This is a genomic window from Salegentibacter lacus (genome assembly GCF_020164555.1).
Taxonomy (GTDB): domain Bacteria; phylum Bacteroidota; class Bacteroidia; order Flavobacteriales; family Flavobacteriaceae; genus Salegentibacter; species Salegentibacter lacus.
Map to the genome: position 1 here is coordinate 1 of NZ_JAIQZB010000003.1, position 22,848 is coordinate 22,848.

At 34.0% G+C, this 22,848-nt stretch carries 21 protein-coding genes; all 21 read left to right on the forward strand.

The genetic code is table 11. The annotated features are described in order from the left end of the window. Positions 1 to 1,110: IS66 family transposase (gene tnpC / locus LB465_RS02780; RefSeq protein WP_224466746.1), on the forward strand; the 1,110-nt coding region annotated here is incomplete at its 5' end. A gap of 160 nt (positions 1,111 to 1,270) precedes the next feature. Next, positions 1,271 to 2,866: a TlpA family protein disulfide reductase gene (locus tag LB465_RS02785; protein ID WP_224466748.1), complete on the forward strand. Its 1,596-nt coding sequence runs from the start codon at positions 1,271 to 1,273 to the stop codon at positions 2,864 to 2,866. A gap of 195 nt (positions 2,867 to 3,061) precedes the next feature. Then, entirely contained in the window at positions 3,062 to 3,862 is an 801-nt protein-coding gene (locus tag LB465_RS02790; RefSeq protein WP_224466750.1) for a hypothetical protein, read from the forward strand. A 152-nt stretch (positions 3,863 to 4,014) separates the two neighbouring features. Then, positions 4,015 to 4,923 carry an alpha/beta hydrolase gene (locus LB465_RS02795; protein ID WP_224466752.1) on the forward strand — a complete coding sequence of 303 codons (909 nt, stop codon included), beginning with the start codon at positions 4,015 to 4,017 and terminating at the stop codon, positions 4,921 to 4,923. A gap of 142 nt (positions 4,924 to 5,065) precedes the next feature. Beyond that, positions 5,066 to 6,691, forward strand: a complete 1,626-nt coding sequence (locus LB465_RS02800; RefSeq protein WP_224466755.1) for a S41 family peptidase — start codon at positions 5,066 to 5,068, stop codon at positions 6,689 to 6,691. Between the two features lie 272 nt (positions 6,692 to 6,963). Then, positions 6,964 to 7,155: a hypothetical protein gene (locus LB465_RS02805; RefSeq protein ID WP_224466757.1), complete on the forward strand. Its 192-nt coding sequence runs from the start codon at positions 6,964 to 6,966 to the stop codon at positions 7,153 to 7,155. A gap of 237 nt (positions 7,156 to 7,392) precedes the next feature. Next, positions 7,393 to 8,199 (forward strand): GLPGLI family protein, encoded by an 807-nt coding sequence (locus tag LB465_RS02810; RefSeq protein ID WP_224466760.1) that lies wholly within the window; start codon positions 7,393 to 7,395, stop codon positions 8,197 to 8,199. 17 nt (positions 8,200 to 8,216) lie between these two features. Further along, positions 8,217 to 10,868 carry a carboxypeptidase-like regulatory domain-containing protein gene (locus LB465_RS02815; protein WP_224466762.1) on the forward strand — a complete coding sequence of 884 codons (2,652 nt, stop codon included), beginning with the start codon at positions 8,217 to 8,219 and terminating at the stop codon, positions 10,866 to 10,868. Continuing rightward, positions 10,869 to 11,084, forward strand: a complete 216-nt coding sequence (locus tag LB465_RS02820) for a hypothetical protein (RefSeq protein ID WP_224466764.1) — start codon at positions 10,869 to 10,871, stop codon at positions 11,082 to 11,084. Positions 11,085 to 11,221: 137 nt separating this feature from the next. Next, entirely contained in the window at positions 11,222 to 12,190 is a 969-nt protein-coding gene (locus tag LB465_RS02825; RefSeq protein WP_224466766.1) for an alpha/beta fold hydrolase, read from the forward strand. Positions 12,191 to 12,552: 362 nt separating this feature from the next. Then, complete coding sequence (locus LB465_RS02830) at positions 12,553 to 13,746, forward strand: S41 family peptidase (protein ID WP_224466768.1); 1,194 nt, start codon at positions 12,553 to 12,555, stop codon at positions 13,744 to 13,746. A gap of 91 nt (positions 13,747 to 13,837) precedes the next feature. Beyond that, entirely contained in the window at positions 13,838 to 14,116 is a 279-nt protein-coding gene (locus tag LB465_RS02835; RefSeq protein ID WP_224466770.1) for a hypothetical protein, read from the forward strand. A gap of 7 nt (positions 14,117 to 14,123) precedes the next feature. Continuing rightward, a complete protein-coding gene (locus LB465_RS02840) occupies positions 14,124 to 14,585 on the forward strand; it encodes a hypothetical protein (protein WP_224466772.1) in 462 nt (153 codons plus the stop codon). Positions 14,586 to 14,721: 136 nt separating this feature from the next. Beyond that, positions 14,722 to 15,315 (forward strand): Crp/Fnr family transcriptional regulator, encoded by a 594-nt coding sequence (locus LB465_RS02845; protein ID WP_224466774.1) that lies wholly within the window; start codon positions 14,722 to 14,724, stop codon positions 15,313 to 15,315. A 72-nt stretch (positions 15,316 to 15,387) separates the two neighbouring features. Further along, complete coding sequence (locus LB465_RS02850; protein ID WP_224466776.1) at positions 15,388 to 16,704, forward strand: M20 metallopeptidase family protein; 1,317 nt, start codon at positions 15,388 to 15,390, stop codon at positions 16,702 to 16,704. Between the two features lie 216 nt (positions 16,705 to 16,920). Continuing rightward, positions 16,921 to 17,652 (forward strand): CPBP family intramembrane glutamic endopeptidase, encoded by a 732-nt coding sequence (locus LB465_RS02855; RefSeq protein ID WP_224466778.1) that lies wholly within the window; start codon positions 16,921 to 16,923, stop codon positions 17,650 to 17,652. Positions 17,653 to 17,845: 193 nt separating this feature from the next. Then, entirely contained in the window at positions 17,846 to 19,060 is a 1,215-nt protein-coding gene (locus LB465_RS02860; protein WP_224466780.1) for a hypothetical protein, read from the forward strand. Positions 19,061 to 19,344: 284 nt separating this feature from the next. Then, positions 19,345 to 19,917 (forward strand): mycothiol transferase, encoded by a 573-nt coding sequence (locus LB465_RS02865; RefSeq protein ID WP_224466783.1) that lies wholly within the window; start codon positions 19,345 to 19,347, stop codon positions 19,915 to 19,917. 184 nt (positions 19,918 to 20,101) lie between these two features. Next, positions 20,102 to 20,665: a GNAT family N-acetyltransferase gene (locus LB465_RS02870; protein ID WP_224466785.1), complete on the forward strand. Its 564-nt coding sequence runs from the start codon at positions 20,102 to 20,104 to the stop codon at positions 20,663 to 20,665. A 766-nt stretch (positions 20,666 to 21,431) separates the two neighbouring features. Further along, on the forward strand, positions 21,432 to 22,052 hold the full coding sequence (locus LB465_RS02875) for a hypothetical protein (protein WP_224466787.1): 621 nt from the start codon (positions 21,432 to 21,434) through the stop codon (positions 22,050 to 22,052). 196 nt (positions 22,053 to 22,248) lie between these two features. Beyond that, entirely contained in the window at positions 22,249 to 22,719 is a 471-nt protein-coding gene (locus LB465_RS02880; RefSeq protein ID WP_224466789.1) for a hypothetical protein, read from the forward strand. The last annotated feature ends 129 nt before the right edge of the window (positions 22,720 to 22,848 follow it).

Here is a 22,848-nt window from a genome sequence, read left to right on the forward strand (position 1 = left end):
CTCGAGTATACCCCGGCCAGCTTGGTTAAAAGGCGTACCATTCGGCCTAAATATGCCAGAAAAGACCAGCTAGGGGTAGTAATCGCACCACTGCCCACACGTCCTATCGAAAAATCTATTGCCGAAGCCTGTTTACTGGCTTATATCCTGGTGAGCAAATATATTGACCACTTACCATTCTATCGTCAGATCCAGCGTTTTAAGCGGGAGTTTGGTTGGGAACCGGCCTCTAGTACTTTAAGTGACTGGATGTCGAGTTGTTGCCAGTTACTGGAACCCCTCTATAATACCTTGAAGCAAAAAATACTGGAAGACGGGTACATCCAGGCCGACGAAAGTCCGATTAAGGTGCTGGATAGTGATAAAAAAGGCAGCACACATCAAGGCTACCAATGGGTCTATCACGATCCCTTGCAAAAACTGGTGCTTTTTAATTACCGCAAAGGACGCGGGCAACATGGCCCCAAGGAACTCCTTGATGGGTATAAGGGCTACGTCCAATGTGATGGCTATAGCGTTTATGATAAAATCGGTGTTGATCCGGATATTACTATGGCGGGCTGTCTGGTGCATGCCAGACGAAAATTTGTGGATGCCCGGGATCAGGATAAAGCAAGAGCAGAAAAAGCACTGGCGCTATTTAGTGAGATTTATATCCAGGAACGAGCTATCAAGAAAGCATCAGCTAGGGATGCGGATATGCGCAAAGAACTAAGATTACAAAAGGTACATCCGTTATTGGAACAAATCAAAACCTGGATAGAGGAGGAACAGTTTAAGGTGTTGCCCAAAAGTGCCATTGGAAAAGCCATGACGTACTTCGTGAATCAATACCCCAAGTTCGAGGTGATCTTTGAAGATGGGAGGATCGAATTGGATAACAACCTTATTGAGAATGCTATTCGTCCGCTTGCTCTCGGAAGAAAAAACTTCCTGTTCGCAGGCTCCCACAAGGCTGCACAAGATGCGGCTATGTTATATTCCTTCTTTGGGAGTTGTAAAATGCAGGGTGTTAATCCCCAGCAGTGGTTAGAGGATACCCTGCAAAAAATACCCGATCATAGCATCCAAAAATTGGAGGAGTTATTGCCCGGCTATCAGAAGGGGTAGTGAGTGCAGTTGCTCGGACGGATACGTTTCGAATCGAATTTCTTTGCTCGCTTGCTCAGCGGATTGTCCTAAGGACAATCACACTCGCCAGCTCGCACTGTTTTTATATGGGACGTCGTGTGTAAGTTAACAGATCTAGTTGCACAGAAAATAAACACAGATGATTAAAAAATCGCCAGTTATAATTCTATTTCTCCTATGCTTATTGACCATTCTGAGTTGTAAAGAAAATGAAGAGTTTTCCGAAGTGCCTTCTGCAGTGGAAAGCGAAGAAGGAGAGGAAGCATTAAATCCCTCTTCTAAATTTGTAGTTGTTACAATAACTACAGATGATAAATACGACTTGGATGGCTTGACCTTACTGGATTATTCAAATTTTACTGGGAGTCAGCCTTCAGAGCTTCCGCAAGATTATTTCAAAAAAGCTGGAGATTCTGTTCATTTTGTTCTGAAAGAAATTCGGCACCCTCAGATTATGGAGGTGTTCAACAATACAGTATCGAAGAACAGCACGAGATTTTTGGTTAGCCCCGGGGATACTATTCAATTAGATTACAAAAATGGTGATTTCAATTTTTCAGGAAAAAACGCTGCTCATTATAATTTTTATGGTGGTCTTCCATATTCTGATTATGCCGAAACTCCGTACCAAGGTGATCCACAGCAGTACAAAACGGAAGTTGAGAAAATTTACACCAGTCGAAAAGCTTATTTTGACAGCTATTTAGAAGATAATCCAGAAGTTTCTGAAGCATTTAAAAAACAGGTCGGGGCGGAATTAAGATTTGAATACCTCTATAACCTGATAGCACCAAGAACAGTTAAAGCTAAAGGTGCGAAGAATATATATGTGAATAATATGGACGGAATTGGAACCGTACTAACTGATTCCCGCATGGGAGGGGAGCAAATTTTGAATCTCAAATCATATTTTGACGAAGTAGTAATTAAAGATTTTCAACAGCCAGAACTGGTGAACAACGATTACTTTAAGCGAAATCTTGTTGACTTCATTAGGCATTATTTTGCTCAAAACGAGGTTCCCGGATATACGGAAGAAAATTTACGAATGGAACTTAAGTTTATTGACGGAAATCTTCAAGGGGAATTAAAAACAACCGCTACAGGAAAACTGATCTGGGAATATCACAGAAAAGGCTTCGGTAGGGGAAAAGAAGAACAAAAGTTCTTTACAGAAGTAATAGATGATTATCAAGATAAACTTTCGAATCCTTTTTATCAAAAGGAAATTTCTTATATAAAAGAGGAACTGAATTTAATGAACAGCAATTTACCCGAAGCTGTGCTTCAGGACAGATTGATAAACCTCCAAGGCGATACGCTCACAATAGGTGAGGTATTGGAAAGAACAAGAGGGAAGATAAGATATCTTGATTTTTGGGCAACTTGGTGTCCTCCTTGTATATCCGATTTTAACGCTTCCAAGGATTTCAAAAAGCGCCTTTCTTCAAAAAGAAATGTAAAATTCATTTATATTTCTGTAGAAAAGGATTTGGAGAACTGGAGGAAAAAGTCTGGTTTGCTAAAGCAATATCTTGCTTCGGGCGAGCAGTATAAACTTTTGGATATCGATGATTCCCGGATACTTTCATTCCTGAAGGTTCGTGGGGCAAATGAAAGAATAGCTATACCTAAATACACGGTGATCGATGGAAACGGAGAAATAATATCAAGCAATGCACCAAGGTTGGCAGACTCTGTAGCGGTCGAAAAACTTTTAAATAGCATCCAGTAAAGAAAATATTGTAATAAAAGAGAGCAACAAGTCAAGCAAAACCTACACACAACAACATATAAAAACAATGCTAAAACCTGTCTTGAATCGCTAATCCATCCTCGCTTGCCCAGCGGATTGTCATGCGGACAATCACGCTTACCAGCTAGCACAGTTTTTATACGAGACATTGTGTGCAATACCCTAGAAAAAAATATGAGAAAACTAACTTTACTTTTTTTATTCTTCTTTTCAATTAATAGTTATTGTCAAAAACAGATTGGAAAACCAGAAAATAAAATATCGCAACGATTCTATGAAAATCTAGATTCATTAAAAACTAAATATGACTTAAGAGATTTAAGAGAAACTGATACTCCAACAATTAGGATATGGAGTCCAAATGAAATTATTTCCTTGGAAGAAAACCCACAATATATATTTCATTCAGATAACGGACAAAAAGCAATTATAGAAAAAAGAAGTTTACCTATGAATTTTAATCTGGATTCATTATTTCAGGTGTTCAGAACAACAAGCAATACTAAAAATGATCAAATTCATATAGATGCATTTCCAATAACAATTGAACTAAATAACTCAAATAGTTATAATTTAATATCATTTTACAAGAATGAACAATTGGAAGAAATAATTAAAACTATTAGAAAAGAAAATTCAATCGGGGAAGTAAGAAAAGAAATAATTAGCAACCTTCCTGCAGGTAATTATCGATATGGAATGACAGGATTAAAAATTGATCATTTACCCAAACAAGACAAATCAGATTTCTATAAAAAAATAGAATCTGAAATTTTAAAAAAATTAAGGGTTACCGAAAAAAACAATCCTACTGAAATGCCATTAATTGTAATTGATAATATTCCACGTTTTTTTAAGGATCTAAACGATTTGACATTATCAGATGTGAAAGATTATGAGATTATAAATGATAATAGGAAATTAATTTATGGTACACGTGGTAGATTAGGAATTATCAAGGTGAATACGAACTAAAGGGTACTGACACACAACATTATATAAAAACAATGCTCAAATCAGTCTCAAATCGAAACTCCGTGCTCGTTTGCTTTGCGGATTGTCCAGCGGACAATCACGCTCGCCCGCTCGCACTGTTTTTATACGGGACGTTGTAAACTATATTTAATATGAAAAAACTCACTAATAATTTTAGCCTTATCTTAATCTTTTTTTCAACGATTATAATACATAGTCAAGAAAATAAAGTCCAAAAAAATCTAATCTCAACGGAAAAATATAATCTCTATAAACCAGATAGTTCTGAGGCCGTGATATTACTTTTTGGTGGTTTTCCAGAAAGTGCTGCAGATATTGAAAATGCATTTCCCATAACCGACTATGCTACCAATGAAAATATTGCTGTGGCATATTTAAATTTCAATCGTAAAATATGGTTGAAAGAGGAAGAAAAAGTTCAACTGGCAAATGATATTCAGGAAATGATTACCGTAAATAATTTGCCTTCTGATAAAATTTATATTGGAGGAATGTCCAGCGGTGGGAGTATAGCGTTGCTAATAGGTAATTTTTTATCTCAAAATTCCGATTATGACTTAGATCCATTGGGAATTTTTGCCATTGATTCTCCAGTTGACCTTGCTGCATTATATCGTATTTCGGAACAAAATATTAAAAATAATTTTTCGCAAGAAGCAGTAGGTGAAAGCTCATTTATGTTGCAATATTTTAATGCGCAACTGGGAAATCCTGATAAAGAAATAGCACCTTATGAACAGTATTCTACATTTACCTATGAAACGCAGAATTTTCAAAATTTAAAAGATTTAAAAAACACTAAAATTCGTTTTTACACTGAACCTGATAAAGATTGGTGGAAGGAAAATATGGGTATAAATTATGAACAAATGAATGCCTTTCATTTAAAAAGATTATCAGACTTTTTGATTTCCGAAGATTACAACAATGTGGAGTTAATTACCACTGAGGGTAAAGGCTATAGAGAAGATGGTACAAGAAATCCCCACAGTTGGTCAATAGTTGATAAAGAAGAATTAATTCAATGGGTGTTAAAGTAAAATACAGTTTAAAACAACATATAAAAACAATGCTCAAACCTTTCTCAAATCGAAACTCCGTGTTCGCTTGCTCAGCGGATTGTCCTGCGGACAATCACGCTCGCCAGCTCGCACAGTTTTTATACGGGACGTTGGCAACAATATGAAAAAAATAGGATTACTTCTAATTTTAATAATTTTCAGTTGTAATTTTCAGACTGTTCAAAAGCCAATTTCCAAAACTAAAAAGTTAGCTTCCCTTGCAAAATTGTATGGATTTCTTAAGTACTACCATCCAGAAGTTGCAAATGGAAAATATAATTGGGACAATGAGTTTATTAAATATTTACCGCAAGTTTTATCAGCAACCGATAAGAAATCATTATCCACAATTTATATTAAATGGATCAACAGCTTAGGAGACGTTGAAATTTGTGAAAAATGTTCTTCAAAAGAAGATTATTTTGAAAAGAATTTTGACTTGTCCTGGACACAGGATACCACTCTTTTCACGAGAGAACTTTCATCAAAATTAAAGTACATTGAAAACAATAGAAATCAGGGAGATAATTTTTATGTTTCAACCGGGCCTGTTGGAAACATACAAGTTATTAATGAACCAATTTATGAAGACTTTGAATATCCAACCGAAGATTACAGGCTATTAGGTCTATTTAAGTATTGGAACATTATAGAATATTTTTATCCATACAAATATCTAACAGATCAAAAATGGGATTCTGTTCTAAAAGAAATGATTCCAGAATTTCAAAACGCGAAAAATAAATTTGAATATCAAGCCTTAATAAAAGAACTCATTGCAAAATTAGATGATACACATGCCTGGATAAGCTTTTCAGATGAAAGACCAAAATCGCTTCCTATTAAAGTTTCACAGATCGAGAATAAAGCCGTTGTTTCAGGTTTTTACAACGATTCTATTGCTAATCTCAACAATTTAAAACTGGGTGATATTATTTTAAAATTTGATGGTAAAGATTTGAAGGAAGAAACTAATGAAAATTTAAAATATGTTCCAGGATCGAATTTAAAAATTAAAACTAAGTCTACTTTTAGCAAGTTATTGAATGGTTTTGAAAATTCATTAAACCTGACTATTGAAAGAAATGGACAAATAAAGGAACTGAATGTAAATAGATATGACTTCAATGATTTTAACTATAGGGCCAATTCAAAAGCTATAAAATCAAAGTCTATAAGCGATGAAATAGGCTATATAAATATGGCAACCTTAAAAATGGAAGATGTTTCTAATATTTTCCAATCTTTTGAAACTAAAAAGAGTATTATAATTGATTTGAGAAACTATCCAGCCTTTATATATAAATATTTTTCAGGATTTATAAATTCAGAGAAAAGAGATTTCAGTAAAGTTTACAGTCCAAGTATTAATTATCCTGGTAAGTTTCTTCTTATAGAAAATTTGAAAACGGACGGTAGCAGAAAAGCGTATAAAGGGGAAATCATTCTATTAGTGAACGAAAACTCAATAAGTAGAACTGAGTTTACAATTATGGCTTTTCAAACTGCTGACAACGTTATAACTGTTGGAAATCAAACCGCTGGTGCTGATGGAGACGTGGTTGTTTTTGAGTACATGGGAGGTTATAAAACTGCTATTTCCGGTAATGGAATTCTCTACCCTGATGGAACAGAAACCCAAAGAAAAGGAGTTAAAATAGATGTACATATGGAACCAACAATAAATGGATTAAGGCAAGGTCGAGATGAAATTTTAGAAAAAGCCATTGAGATTGCGAATGAATAACTTACTGTTGCCAACATATAAAAACAATTCTCTATAATTCTTGAATCGAAACTCCGTGCTCGCCAGCTCAACGTGATTATCCTCCGGATAATCACGCGCGCCCACTAGCACTGTTTTTATACGAGACGTTGCAAACAATGCGGTCAAGTAGAGTGAAAATCTAATTTAAATTTAGGGGAAAGAGAATTCATTCAGAAATAAAGGTTTATTGACTGACTAAAAATTTATATCAATAAATATTGAAATATCTAATATTAATCTAATAGAAGCAAATGAATAGAAAATCTATATTCATCATTTTAGGAGTAATTATAGGATTTGCACTCTCTAATATTCCGAATAATTATATGAGCGAAAAGAATGAGGATTATGCCTTTTTTATTGTGATTGGAATCGCAGTAATCGCAGCCTTATGGAGTTATTTTTCGACTAAAAACAAGAAGCAAAGCGATAACCCGAATTGAAAAATTATAGCACACTTGCAACAATATATAAAAACAATGCTAAAACCTGTCTTGAATCGAAACTCCGTGCTCGCTTGCTTAGCGAATTGTCCTGTGACAACCACGCTCGCCCGCTCGCACTGTTTTTATACGATACGTTGTGAGGCATCCAAGGCAGAGCGGGAAGATCATTATTTTTTCTGAATAGCGAACCGGAGCAGAATTGACAAAAAATATTAATCCTATGAAACTACAAAAATGAGAAAAATTATAATCCTTGTACTTTTAATGAGTTTGGGACATTTGCAGGCACAAAAATCCTATTCTTATAAAGCTACTTACCGTTTAGAATATCAGGAAAATTCTACCGATACAAATTCCATAAAATCTGAAATAGGTGTACTTTATTTAGGTAAAGACCACTCGCGATATTCCAGCCTGGGTAAAGCAGTTAAAGATTCTTTAGAGAATATGACAAATCCTGAAACCATTAGGATGGATGAGTACAATCAAATGACCGATTTTAAATACACAATCTTCAAAGATTACCAGGATAATAAAATCATTTTAGCCGAAAAGGTTTTTCAATATGAATTAAAATATAAACAGGATCTAAAACAGATTGATTGGGAAATTCAGCCAGAGAAGAAAGAAATTTTAGGCTTTAGCGTTCAGAAAGCCACAGGTACTTTTGCAGGTAGAAATTATATAGCCTGGTTTGCGCCAGATTTACCATTCTCCGATGGGCCCTATAAATTTAGTGGTTTGCCGGGACTCATTTTAGAGATCTCCGACCTTCAGGGACACTATGATTTTAGCTTAACGGGATTTCAGGAACTAGAAAAACCCGTGGATAAACTATTGAATTTGGACAGCTATAAAGCTGTTTCTCAGCAAGAACTTGATCAGGTTCGGGACGATTATAATCGCGATCCGATTGGAACAATGCAAAAGGCAGGAATAAAATTCGGTTGGAGCGAAGAAGATGAAGCTAAACAAAAGAAAGAACTAACTGAAAAATATAAAAAACGAAATAATCCTATTGAACTTCATCTTAAGGAATAATCATCAATCAAAAACAATTGAACAATTGGATCATTTTTAAACAGATTTTCCTTTTCCTGATATCGATATTCGTTGGTTTTGCGAGCTATTCTCAAACTGAAATTTCGGGGCAAGTTTTTGATGATGAAAATGAAAACCTTAGTGGGGCCACGGTGATGGTCAGTAAAGATTCTGTTTCTTCGATATTAGCTTATGGTATTTCAGATACCGATGGAAAATTTAAAATAGGAGTCAAAAGTGATAGCGATTTTTTGTTTTTAAAAGTTTCCTACATTGGTTTTGGTACGTTTAAAAAAACGGTTCAAAATAAAGCGCAGACACTGGAAGTTAAACTTTTACCTTCTTCAGAATCTTTAAAAGAGGTGCTAGTGAAATCCGAAATTTTGCGGCAACGTGGCGATACGCTTAGTTTTTCAGTAGCAGCCTTTAAAGGTAAAAACGACCGTGTGATCGCTGATGTTCTAAAAAAAATACCGGGTATCGATATTCGGCCAAACGGACAGATCTTTTATAAAGATGAGCCTATCCAAAAATATTATATCGAAGGTTTAGATCTGTTAGAAGGGCGTTATAATCTGGCGAATAATAACCTTTCTGCCGAGGCGGTTTCTAAAGTCGAGATCCTGGAAAATCATCAGCCGGTAAAAGTTTTGGATAGTTTGGAGTTTTCAGAGCGCGCTTCGATAAATATCAAGCTTAAAAAAGATATTACGTATAGCGGAACGGCCACCGCCGGGATTGGTGCAGCGCCTTTGCTGTGGCAAACAAAGGTAACCCCTATGATTTTCACTAAAAAACAACAGGCGATCGTTACCTATCAAAGTAATAATACGGGGAGCGACGTCTCGGGCGAAATACGTAATTTTTCGATCAAATATGCCGGGGATAACTTTGATATCGATAAAAAGGATTGGCTTTCGATCCAGAATGTTTCAGAGCCTCCATTTTCTGCGGAGCGCTGGTTGGATAATAACGTACATTTAGGTTCAGCAAACATTTTACAGCACATTAAGGAAGATGTCGATCTAAAACTGAATATTTCTTATCTCAATGATTACCAACAGCAAGATGGAAGTACGCAAACTCGATATTTTACACCTACAGATACGATTGATGTGATCGAAAACACCAATAATGATATTTTTTTAAGCAAGTTAGAGGGGCAACTCACCTTAGAGAACAATGCCGATAAAAATTACCTGAAAAATCAATTGGAATTTAATGGATTTTGGAATGCAAATCGCGGTTTGATCGATCGTCCCGATACACAAATTAAGCAGCAACTGGATAATCCTTTCTTCGGAATTAAAAACGATCTACGCCTGCTTCGTACCTTAGGGAAACAACTAATTACTTTTAATTCGAATACAGGTTTTACCAAAAATAATCAGGATCTACTGGTAAAGCCGGGACAATTCGAAGCTATTTTCAATGATGGCGATCCTTACAATGAAATTCAACAACTAGTTTCTTCAAGGAAAATATATACCGATAATTCGGCTGGCTTCACCAAAGCGCTTGGCAAATTTACCATATCGCCAAAGTTTGGATTTTCGATCCAGAATCAGCAATTAGATACAGATATTTTTCAGGAAGGAGAAGAGGTTTTAGATGCCAATTTTAAAAACAGAACCGAATTCGTACAATCTTCGGTTTATTTTAAAAACGCTTTCAGGTTTAAAAGTAAGGATGAAACCTGGAATTTAAATTTAAGTACGCCGCTTCAATTTAAAAGTTTTCAGCTCGAAGATCAGAATTTTGAAGAAAAAAGAGGTTTAGATCGATTGGTTTTTGAGCCCAGATTTTCTGTGAATAAAAAACTTTCAGCCTTTTGGGATGCGAATGCTTCAGCAGGATTAAGTTATGATTTTGGTGAACTTCAGCAATTATATTATGGGTTTTTACTGAATAGCTATCGAAATTTGAATCGGTACAACGCACCAATTTCCGAAGAAACACGGCAAAATTATAGTAGTGGCCTGGGCTATAGAAATCCGTTAAAGCAGTTGTTTTTAAATGCCTCTTATTCCTATAGTTATTCTGAAAATAACTTGTTGTACAGTTCTAATATTGGCGAAAACGGAACGACAATTTTAGAAGCCGTGGCTCGCGATAATAGTTTCGATAATCATAGCTTTAGAGCCGGCGGGAGTAAATACTTTAGGAAACTAGAAACAACACTTAAACTGAATGCTTCATATAATTTATCGCAGCGACAACAGCTTTTAAATAACACGTTGGCCGAGGTGAATACGCAAAGTTTTAATCTACGAGGAAGTTTGGAAGCCGATATTGCGAGTTGGTTAATTGCGAGTTATTCAGGTAATTTTTCAACTTATACTTCGGGTTTCGGAGATAGTGATTTCCAACAAATAGAAACCCATCAACATACACTTGATCTTTATTTTTATCCTAGGGAAAATCAATATTTAAGTGCGAGCAGCGAATATTATGGAAACTCGTTATCTGATAATGGCGAGAATTATTTTTTGAACCTTAGCTATCAGTTTACTTTTGAAAAACCAAAAATGGATCTAAACATTAGTTGGCGAAATATCCTGAATACCGATGAGTTTATTAATGCTTACAATAACGAGTATTATTACGTACAAAATAGTTATCGCTTGCGTCCTTCCCAAGTACTGGCAACTTTAAAATTTACGCTTTAAATGAACAATTTCATTAAAGAAGCCTTAAGAGCGGAAAAATCAACCGCAAAAGAAGACGCCTCACAACATTTTAAAAACAATGCTCAAACCTGTTTCAAATCGAAACTCCGCGCTGCTTTGCTTAGCGGATTGTCCTGCGGACAATCACGCACGCCAGCTCGCACAGTTTTTATACGAGACGTTGCAAACAATACAAAAAATCCCAAACTCAATTAATTTCCTAGGCTAACGTCAAATTTCTGGATTTTGTTCATAAAAAAAGACCTTAAAAATTGGTTAGGGCCGACCACCAAAAGGAATGGAATAAATAATATCTAAATTTAACGTTAGTTAGAATTAGTAAAAAAACTACGATGAAATTATTTTTAAAAATACTCAAGTGGATTGGTAAAATCTTAGCTGGACTTATAATTCTACTAATGATATTAGGATTGGCTTTCCGTTTATTTAGTTCAAAACCCGTTCCACCAGGGAAATTAGTTGATGTCGATGGTACCAAACTTCATATAAGAGCAGAAGGGCCAAAAAATGAGTTACCAACTCTTGTCCTTGAATCTGGTGCAGGGGGTGATACAGATGTATTTCATTGGATAACTGAAGGGTTGAAAAAGAATATGAGAGTTGTACGTTATGATAGAGAAGGAAAATGGTTTAGCGAATCAAGTAAAGACAGTACTAAATCAGAATTTTATGCTCGCCAATTATATAAATTACTAGCAAAAAATGGCGAAAAACCACCTTATATATTAGGAGGTCACTCTATGGGTGGTCCTTATAATCGAATATTCAGAGACCTATATCCAAATGAAGTAAAAGGAATGGTCTTCCTTGATTCTAGCCATCCTGAACAATGGGAACGATTGGGAGTAGAAGGATTATTTGATGAAAATCAAGTATTCTTAATAAAATCTGTTGGAATACTTTCTGATATGGGAATAACGGGAGCATATTATGAAATAACTAATCCAAAATCTATAGATAAACACTTGCCAAAAGATGCCAGGGATCGTAAACTGGATCTGACTTCATATTCAGGGGATATTTATCGTAGGTATGTAAAAGAAAACAATATAAATGATGATATTCTTTTACGAGCAGGCGAGGCAAGTAGCCTAGATTCCTTACCTGTTTTGGTTTTTACGGCAAAAAAACAATACGGTGATCCTCAAATTTGGTTCGAAATGCAAAAGGAACTTAAAAACCTTTCCAGTATAGGAGAACATTATTATATAGATGCAAACCACGGGTCCATAATTACGAAAAAAGAAAATGCAGAAATAATTAATAAGGAAATACTTTTAATGGCGGAATCAATTAAATAGAAAAGCCAAGGTAAAAAACGTTTTAAAACACCGTATATAAGCAATGTCTTGGTCAGTCCTCACTTGGTAAATCCTGCGGATTTGCCAAAGTCAGTTTTTATTTGAAGAGTTTGTTTCGACTGAAAACCCAGGAAGATCCTGTGTTATTCCAAAACTTGAAGCACTTAGAAATAATTGGAACATTGAATTTGAATAAAAATAACAATGGCTAACATTGTATAAGCGTAATGCAGGCTGAACGGCTGAAAATGAGCTTTTTTGCTCCTAAGAATCTTTTCGTTGGGAGGACAGTGAATTGCTCCGAAATCCCGTAATACGCTTATACTTGGTCGTTAGTGGCAATTTAATTAATAAATTTACCTATGAAGATAAAACTTTTGACAAACTCGATTTTTCTTGTTCTACTATTTGTAACAAATACGCTTTTTTCACAAACTAAATATCAAAAAGACTTTATTGAATTTTGGACAGACATCGATAATCATTACGCTTATTTAGACCAGCAAGACATTGATTGGGATAAAGTTAGGGGAATTTACGAACCGAAAGCTGCAAAAGTATCAAATGACTATGAATTTATTCAGTTTTTAGAAAGCGTTTTAAATGAACTTTATAACGGTCATTCCTCACTGAATACAAACTTAGATTCATCGAATAGGTTAATCCCTTCGGGTTTGGATATCTATGTTGAAAAATCGGGTAATAAATATTTCATAAAGGACTTGCGAAAAGGCTTTGGTGCAGACTTATCGGGTCTTAAAATTGGAATGGAAGTCAAACTTTTTAACGGTAAACCGATTGAAGATCAATTGACAAAATTCCTTCCAAAATTTACAAACGAACCAACTCAAGAAATGTATCAGTATGCTCTTGACATGCTTTTTGCAGGAACACACGATACGGAAAGGGAAGTTACAGTCCTTGAAAACGGCAAGGAAAGAACATATTGTCCGATAACCTACAGAAATAGAGATGAATTTTTATATAGCAAAATTTTTAATGACAACACTGCTTATATCAAAATCAACAATTCCTTAGGGAACAATAATCTGATTGCAGCGTTTGACAAAACACTTGATAGTTTGCTTCAATACCAAAATCTAATCATTGATTTAACCGAAACGCCGGGAGGAGGAAATACAACCGTTGCACGAGCTATAATGGGAAGATTTACTAACAAACTACTTCCTTATCAAATTCACGAGTTTGATGAAAAAGAATACCAAACGAAGAGACATTGGATGGAATATGTAACACCAAGAAAAGATGTTTACAAAGGTAAGGTTAATATACTTGTGGGACATTGGACAGGAAGTATGGGAGAAGGAATGGCCATTGGTTTTGACGGAATGAAACGAGCCCGAATCATCGGAACTCAAATGGCAGGACTCCTCGGTGCTATTTCAAATTTCCAACTGACGGAAACGAAGATTGGTTTTCAGTTTCCTACCGAAAGACTATATCATATAAACGGTACGCCCAGAGAAAACTTTGTTCCCGAAATGCTGACACAGAACAGTGAAGAGACAATACTGAAAGCCAGAGAAATCAAATAAAGAAACTGCCACTAACATTATTTAAAAAAAATAAAAATTAACTGAACGAAGATTTCACCTATAAAAAAATTGAAAGTTAAAAGCTTAATTTATGAATCAACAGGAAATATCAGATTTAAGTTTGGAAGAACTTAAAAATAAGCATACATCTATAAAAACAATTACATGGATGCTCACAGTAGTTTTAATTGGGTCTTTAGGTTTGTTTATATTTATTTCAATAAAAGATGGACTCACACCATTAATTGCTGTCCCATTTGCACTTTCTGCTATTCTACCAATAAATTTTAAAAACCTTAAAATACTTAGAGCAGAACTGGAATCAAGAAAAACAAAATCTAAAAATACTATTGAAATGAATAAAAATTAAGTGATTTATGAAAGTTAAAAGTGCTTTTCAAATTATTAGCTATTTACAATATCCATTGATGTTATTGGCCCTATTTTTCGTAATAAAACCCTATTTAAATGGACTAGATAATTTTAAAAATAATCTGGATATTTTGTTTTTGAATTACAATAAAGCTTTAATTTTTTTAGGTCTTGCTATTAGTTTCTCTACACTACAAGACACAACCAAAACACAAAATAATTTTTCCAAGAAGATATGGATAAATCCTAAAAAAGGAAAAGTAATGATTCTACTGTTAACTTTAATTACTTTTTCAACTCTGGCTCTTGGAATTTTTCTATATTTTTTTGTTTCCAACAATAAACTAAATGAATTATCATTTGGGGTAATTGTTTTAGGCATTGGACTTATAGGTTTTCTAAAAACTGCAATTGAAGTATTCGAAAATCACAGAATTGACAAAAAAACAAATGCCAACAATATATAAAAAGAATGCTCAAATCAGTCCCGAATCGAAACTTATTGCCCGTTTGCCTCGTTGATTGTATCGCGGACAATCACGCTCGCCCGCTCGCACAGTTTTTATACGGTACGTTGTCATTAATAGCTCAAAAAAGAAATTAATGGAAATAGAAGTAAATACCTATTTTGACTTATTCATGGAACAATTTCCCACATTGAGTCTTGAAGCTAAGAAATTTACGAGTTCTTTTTTAATTATAGAAACCTATAAGAAAAAGGAATTCCTATATCAAAATGGTGAAGTGCAAGAAGAAATTGGATATGTATGCCAAGGACTTTTACGAAAGTTTTACGTCAATGAAAAAGGAAATGAAATAATTACAGGTTTTTCTAGAGAAAAAGAATATGCAACCGACTACCCTTCTTTTTTAAGACAAAGACCTTCGAAATACTATCTACAGTTTCTGGAGCCATCTGTCGTCGTTAAAATGCCTTATGAAAAACTTCAAGAAGCTTACCGTAAACATAAAGGGAACGAAATGTACGGAAGATTAGCAGCTGAAAGAGTACTCACAAGAGAAACAGACAGAGTTGAAAGTCTTTTATTTGAAAGTGCAGAAGAAAGATACTTGAACTTTTTAGACGAAAACCAAGATATTATCAATAGAATCAGCTTAAGCCATTTAGCATCCTATTTAGGGATGGAAAGACAATCACTTAGCAGAATACGCAGTAAACTTGCAAAAAGAAAATAATTATGTCACATAGGTGACAGGTTGGGTTTATGGTTATCTACTAAATTTCCGCCATAATCAGAAAATAAAAAAATGACTTCCATTATTAATAAATTTAGAACTGCCTTTATTTTTCAATTTCTTCTTTACGGTCTGTGTGCATTCGGGCAGGTTTCTACAGCTCAATCTTCAATTCATCAGTCAATTCAATCCAAAACGGATGAGATTTTTGACTCTCTTGTCGAAATCCGAAGAGATTTTCACAAATATCCAGAAGTATCAGAAAAAGAAGAAAAGACTTCTCAAAAAATAGAAGATTACTTATTGTCCCTTGGATTGGAGGTGAAAACAAATATAGGTGGATATGGAGTAGTTGGGATATTAAAAGGTGAAAAAGAAGGAAAACGAGTTGCCTGGAGAGCCGACATTGACGCTATATCTTCGGATCTTCCCGATGTTGTCCATTTTGAATCACAAAATGAAGGGGTAAGGCATATTTGTGGACACGATGTGCATATAACAATAGGATTGGGAATAGCAAATGTTCTGGCCAGCCTGAAAGAAAATTTACAAGGATCCGTATATTTTGTTTTTCAACCTGCGGAGGAAATGAATAAGGGAGCAAAAGGGATGGTAGACGATGGATTGTTTAAACTAATTAACCCTGATGAAATTTATGGCCTGCACATGTCTCCATATCCTGTTGGTACGATAGCAACTAAATCGGAAAATGTATATGCTCATTTTACCTTTATGGAAATAGAATTTAAAGCTCCTAAAGACCAGGAATCTTTAATAAATTATACAAAGCAAATAATGAGGAGTGCTCAAACATATGGACCAAACGCTAAATTTTGGAATAATGAAAATCTATTTAGCACAGAATTAGGAGTAACCAATCCCAATACAATTTATAAAGATTACGTCGCATTGATGAGTGACTTTAGTATAGAGAAATCTAATGAAAGGGTGAAACTAGGAGTATTAGTTGATGCCAGTAATGAAGAAAAATTAAATGAGTATTTGGCATTAATTAAAAATGAAATTGAAACTTCCAGATACTCTGAAGAATTAATTTCTGTAAAATTTAACTTCGAGGAGGGAATGCCTGTAATGGAAACACCCATGAATGATCGGGAACTGACAGATGAAACTTTGAAAAGTATTTCCAATATATACGGAAAACAAAGTGTTATTCCTCTTTATGGAGTTCCGCCTTTACAATTTAGTGATGATTTTGCCCATTTTCAGAAATTTGTACCCGGTGTCTATTACTTTTTGGGTGGGTCAAATTCTGAGAAAGGTATTGTTGCTATGCCACATACGCCAAATTTTGCTGTAGATGAAGACGCTATTAAAACAGGAGTTAACTATTTCTCGTCCATGATTGTTGAGAGATTAAAAAAATAATTCAGTCCGAAGATTGAATGTAAGTAGAAAAAACTTAAAACGAGTTCTTATTCTGGGGCGCTACTAATGACAACATCATATAAAAAAAATGCTAAGACCTGTCTCGATTCGAAAGTCCATGCTCGCTTGTTAAGCGGATTGTCCTACGGACCATCACAGTCGCCAGCTCGTACTGTTTTATACGAGACGAAATAAAAAACCAATAAAAATTATTTAATGTCTTTACTAACACCATTACTATGGCTTTTAATCATTTCACCATTATTAATAATTGCCCACTTTTTTTCAGAAAAGACAAATTTTAAATATCTACTGATTTTTGCGATTTATTTTTTAGTAGATTCCTATTTACAAGCCTTAGGTACTGAATATTTGAAACTAGACTTTCTTAATCTAGACTGGAATTGGAGTGGAAAGATTCTAAGTTTAATTTTGAGTTTATCGTTTATATTTTTTCATTCAAAAGAGATAAGAAAGGAAATCGGTTTTACCTCCAAATTCAACTCAAAGACATTAAAATTAGGTGTTTTTATTTTTCTTGGCTTTTTAGTTTTTGATTTTATTTTCAAAATGATAATTTTTCCTAAAGGAGGACAATTTGATTTGGAAAGTTTTCTTTTCCAAGCTACTATGCCAGGTACAGAAGAACTTGTTTTTAGAGGTATTTATTTATACTTATTAGGTAGAGCTTTTAGTTCTTCTAAGAATATAAAGGAAGTAGCTTTCGGATGGGGCTTCATCATCGTGACATTTTTATTTGGAATGGTTCACGGGGTTTTTCTGACAGAGGAATTGGAATTAAAATTTGATATTATTACAATAGCTTATTTGACCTTAATCCCATCATTGGGTCTTGGAATTTTGAGAAAATTTACTGGTAATTTGATATTGCCTGTAATTGGTCATAACCTTATAAACACAATGAACATATTTATAAGGCTCCGATAGAACTGCTTACAACATTATATTCTATGAAAAGCAATGCCTGAACCTTTCAATTCAAAAAAATTGTGTTCGCTTACTTAGCGAATTGTTCTGCGGACTTTCACGTAAGCCAACTCGCACAGTTCTTATAAGGGACGTTGGCAAACTTGAAATAAAATAACCAGTCAACTTGAACAAACAGTGATTTAATTAAATAATGAAAAAAGTATTTTTTTTGTTTCTCCTCTGCACATTAATTGGTTTTTGTTCAAAAGGGAGTAAATATAAATCAATTGAATTTGATAATACTTATAAATTTAGCGAAGAAATTTTGGATGAAGCTAAGGAGGGTAAGAGATTTGGAGAACATCAATATGCCGCCTGGGAATTCGCTTTTCAGGGTGATTACAAAAATGCCCTGTCACAATGGGATCTTGCCAGGCAACCGGATTATCAAGAATTTTCTCAACAGGAGATCGATTCCCTTCAAAAGAACTACAAAGTAGCGGATGCTAAAAAATATCTGGCTAAAAAGATAAAAGATTATCAAATTGTAATTATAAACGAGGCTCATCATAACTCTTTTCATCGCCATTTTATAAGCTCTTTACTAGAGGTATTCTATCGAAATGGATTTAGGTATTTTGGTTTGGAAACTTTGGAAAATGGGCTAAAGAAAGACTCTCATTTAAATACTCGTAACTTTCCCATTCAAACATCAGGTTTCTACACCCGTGATCCCAATTATGGTAGTATGCTCAGAAAGGCGTTAGAAATGGGCTACAGCGTTTTTCCTTATGAAGATACCACTGGAGTGAACCATGGCGAGAGAGAAATCGAGCAAGCAAAGAATATTAAGAGGATAATTGATCAAAATCCAGATGCGAAATTTCTAATTCACTGCGGTTTTGGCCATGTTATGGAGGGAATATTTCCATCGGGAATGAAAGCTTTGGCTGAAAGATTAAAGGAGTATACCGGTATTGATCCTTTAACTATAGATCAAGTTGCACACAGCGAAAAAGGGAATCCAGATTTCTTTTCTCCTCTTAGCCGTGTCTATAAAGTTAAAACTCCGGGTGTTTTGATTAATGAAAATTATGAAGCTGTTACAAACCGGATTAAAGATAGATGGACAGATATAGCTGTTATACAACCTAAAACTTCCTATGAAAAAGGAAGACCAGGGTGGCTACTTGAAGGAAAGGCTAAGCCTGTAGCACTTGACATAGCAGACACTGATCTTTCTTTTCCCCTGATGGTTTTAGCTTTTAACAAAGAAGAAGGTTACAAAAGAGCCATTCCGGTTGATATTATAGAGGTTAAGAAACGAGAGGAGGAAATGTATTTAGCCTTAGATCCAGGAGAATACATAATTGTTTTAGCTAATACTGAGGATAAGGCAAGAAAATATGAATTAGAAGTAAATTAAGTACACCTTTTCTCCGGCTAATTTCTAACTTTCGTCTAAGTTTGGAGAAATGAATTATAAAGGACTAGGACCACGTTTGCCAACACTATATAAAACCAATGCTAAAACCTTTCTCCAATCGAAAGTCCTTGCTCGCCATCTCGCCTAGTTTTTATATGGGACGTTGCCCTTAAGCTAAAAAATTGATTAAAAATAAAAACGAGTAAAACCTTAAAAATCTGAAATGTCAAATACTACTGGAGTTTCCTGAAGCAAAAGCTTTCTAAACAAATTATAAAATACACATGAGATTAAATCACAAACATTACTGGACTTCGATTATTCTACTATTAATTTTCAATATTTCAACTTATGGACAAACAGTTATTGAACCACCTAAAGGTTATTCAACTGAAATTGGAAATATGGTTTCAATGTTAGAAGATTTAAAAGCACGAGTAACTAGAAGTGTATCCGAACTTTCAATAGATGAAACTGATTTTTTATTAGATAATCAAGCTAATAGTGTAGGAGCGATGATACTACATTTGGCTGCAACTGAAAAATTATATCAAGTTTATACGTTTGAACATCGTACACTCAATGACGAAGAAAAAGCGATATGGGACGTAGCCCAAAATTTAGGCGAAGCCGCAAGAAACCAAATTAAAAATAAGCCGATAGATTATTACTTAGATATTTGGAATGAAGTTAGAGCCGAAACGCTACGACTTCTTAAAACCAAAGATGATAAATGGTTTAACTCGAAGATACTTAAAACAGATATGAATAATCATTGGGCTTGGTATCACGTTATGGAACATCAGGCAAATCATATGGGCCAAATTCGATTCATTTTAAAGAGAAAAGAAAAGTAGCTTGTCACCATAACTTGCGTAAATAAAGAAAAAGCCAATTGGCAACAACGATAAAAAAATGTTTAAACTTGTCTCAAATCGAAACTCTGTGCTCACTTTCATGACGGATTGTCCTGTGGATAATCACGTTAGCTCTTACAATTTTTATACGAAAAGTTTTGTGTTATACAACTAAAAATTTAAAATGAGTATCCAGTTAAAGACCAATAGATTATTGATTAAACTTATTTCATTATCGGATTTAGAGAAAATTCATGAATTACATTCTCTTCCGGGAACTGATCGATTTAATACCTTGGGAATTCCCGAAAACCTAAATCAAACAGAAAGTATAATTAAAGATTGGATTAAAAAAAATAATAATGGTCAGAACAAAAATTTTACATTTAAAGTTGAATTAATAGGGAGTAAAACATTTATTGGGCTAATTTCTTTGAATTTGGGAAAGCCTAAATTTAAAATTGGAGAAGTCTGGTATAAATTTCATTCTGATTTTTGGAATAAAGGGTATGCGACAGAATCTCTGAAAAAGATCCTGGAATTCGCATTTTGTGATCTTGACTTACATCGGATTGAAGCTGGATGTGCTGTTGAAAATATTGGAAGTATTCGAACTTTAGAAAAAGTTGGAATGACAAGAGAGGGAAGAAAAAGAAAAGTTTTGCCTCTTAAAGATGGTTGGTCGGATAACTTCGAATATGCTATATTATCAACTGACCTAAAAAGCACTACACACAACATAATATAAAAACAATGCTAAAACCTGTTTCAATTCGAAAGTCTGTGTTCGTTTACAACGCTCCATTTTCCTAACGATAAATTAAGCACGCCAGCTCGCACAGTTTTTATACGGAACGTATAGCACATTCAAACTAAATGCGGACAAATGAGATATCAAATATTTTCAGATTTAGGAGGGTTTCTTTGGTGGCTGACCATCAAGTTCGGGAAAACGGACTTAGAAAAAGAGCAGACGCCGGACAAATGGGCGAGGAACTTATTCTATTTGTATTACTCGGACTCTCAATCGGATTTATATCCATTAAATTATTTTAATTATTGTATCAGATTCAGGAAGAAAACGTAAATGAGATTAATTTTATTTCCCATAGGAGTTCTGATCATAAGGCTGCGAACAGGAAATTTCTCTAAGCCAATAGATAAATCCTTTTCATCGCAGGACATAGTGAACGAAGCTGCTTATTATTTGATCAGGTTTGGGTTATTAGTAATTCTACCTGTTTTTATTTTCTATTTGATTCTCAAGAAAATGGAAATAATCTGAACAGAACAAACTTGCCACCACACTAATTAAAAACAATGCTAAAACCTGTCTCAACTCGTAACACATTGCTCGCTAGTTTAGCTGATTGTGCTTCGGATAACCAAGCTCGCTAGCTCACACTGTTTTGAAAAAAGACGTTTTAAATTTTAATTGTAGTATGCATTTTTAAAATCTGGAATTAAAATAACACAATATCTAATTAAAAAATCATAAGTAAAATCGACTAGTGTTGAAATATTTGAAAATAAATTATAGACCCTATTTTGTTATAATTTTAATAATCACCATTTTAAGCAGCTGTAATGCTGGGAAAATGGAGTATGATTTCGAAAGAGGAAAAAAGCTTGATTTCACCACTGGAAAATGGTTGTTAAATAAGCCAGAAACTGTTGACGGAAGAACAGAAACTATTGAAGATATTGCCAGAAATGAATTTATGGACATTATATCGAAGGATCGTTTAATAGAAATATTTGAACTCAGGAAAAACAATCTGGTAGGTCATCAAATACCTCACAGTCCAACACAAGCAGATCTTAAAGAATTAAAATTAGTGTCTAATTGCGATTTTTTAATTAATGTACGTAATGAAATCATTGGGGAGAATGAGGGTTCCTTCAGATTCTCTAGGTCATTAGGTGTATCTAAAAAAGTTAATATGGCTCGGACAGAAATAGAAATATATGATCTAAATAGTTCTAAACTCATATCTAAAAGTTCGGCAATTGCAAAAGATGAGGTTATAGAAAGAGAAAATTCAGGATTCGAATATCTTACATCTGGAATTTTATTAGCAAATAAAAGTGTTTCTAAACTCATCAGAAAGTATAAAAAGCACAAAAAAGATTGAAATTAAATTAAAAAAACATATTATTAATTTTACGGGTCGAAATCTATCTCGCCTATTCAAAATGAAACGATAATAAACCCCACTCTTAATCATTACCATATATGTTATCGGACTGGGGACACGTATTTTTTAAATATGATTCCAATAAAATATGCAGTTTCAAAAACAGCCTAATTATTAATTCAATAATAGAAAAATGAAAAAAAATAAATTTGTAGTCTTAATATGTTGCCTTTTTATCTGTTTGTCTTTTTATGGGCAAACAAATGACTCTTTGCAAAACGTGAATAGCGTAAAATCTAATTTTTTTAATTCCGGCTTTTCTAAGGTAGATCAACCTTTTGTTCCTAAAAAGTTGAATATTCAAACAAATGCATCAACTCTTGTTTTATATAACAAAACAACCAATTTGTACGACAATTATGTAGGTAATAATGATAGTTACGGTTACAGCAGCTCTAATACAATGTTTAGAAATAAATCTAATTTTTTTACTACTCTCTTTCTAGGAAATGCCTCCTCAATGGAAAATAATACTCTTTTACCAAATAGGTCTTTATTATTAAAAGATGATAATTATATAATTAGAGACTCTTTTAATCCTAATGGTGCTTCTAATTTTTCTGAAGCTGTGATAGGTGGGGTCTTAAATTTAATATTTAATTAAATCATTGATTTGCCTTTGAATAAATTGAATACGAATGATATGACATATTTCAGCATTATAATTCAGTTTTTAACCTCTTATATGATTAATTACAACACATTATTAATCAAAATCCAACTTAATTTTGGT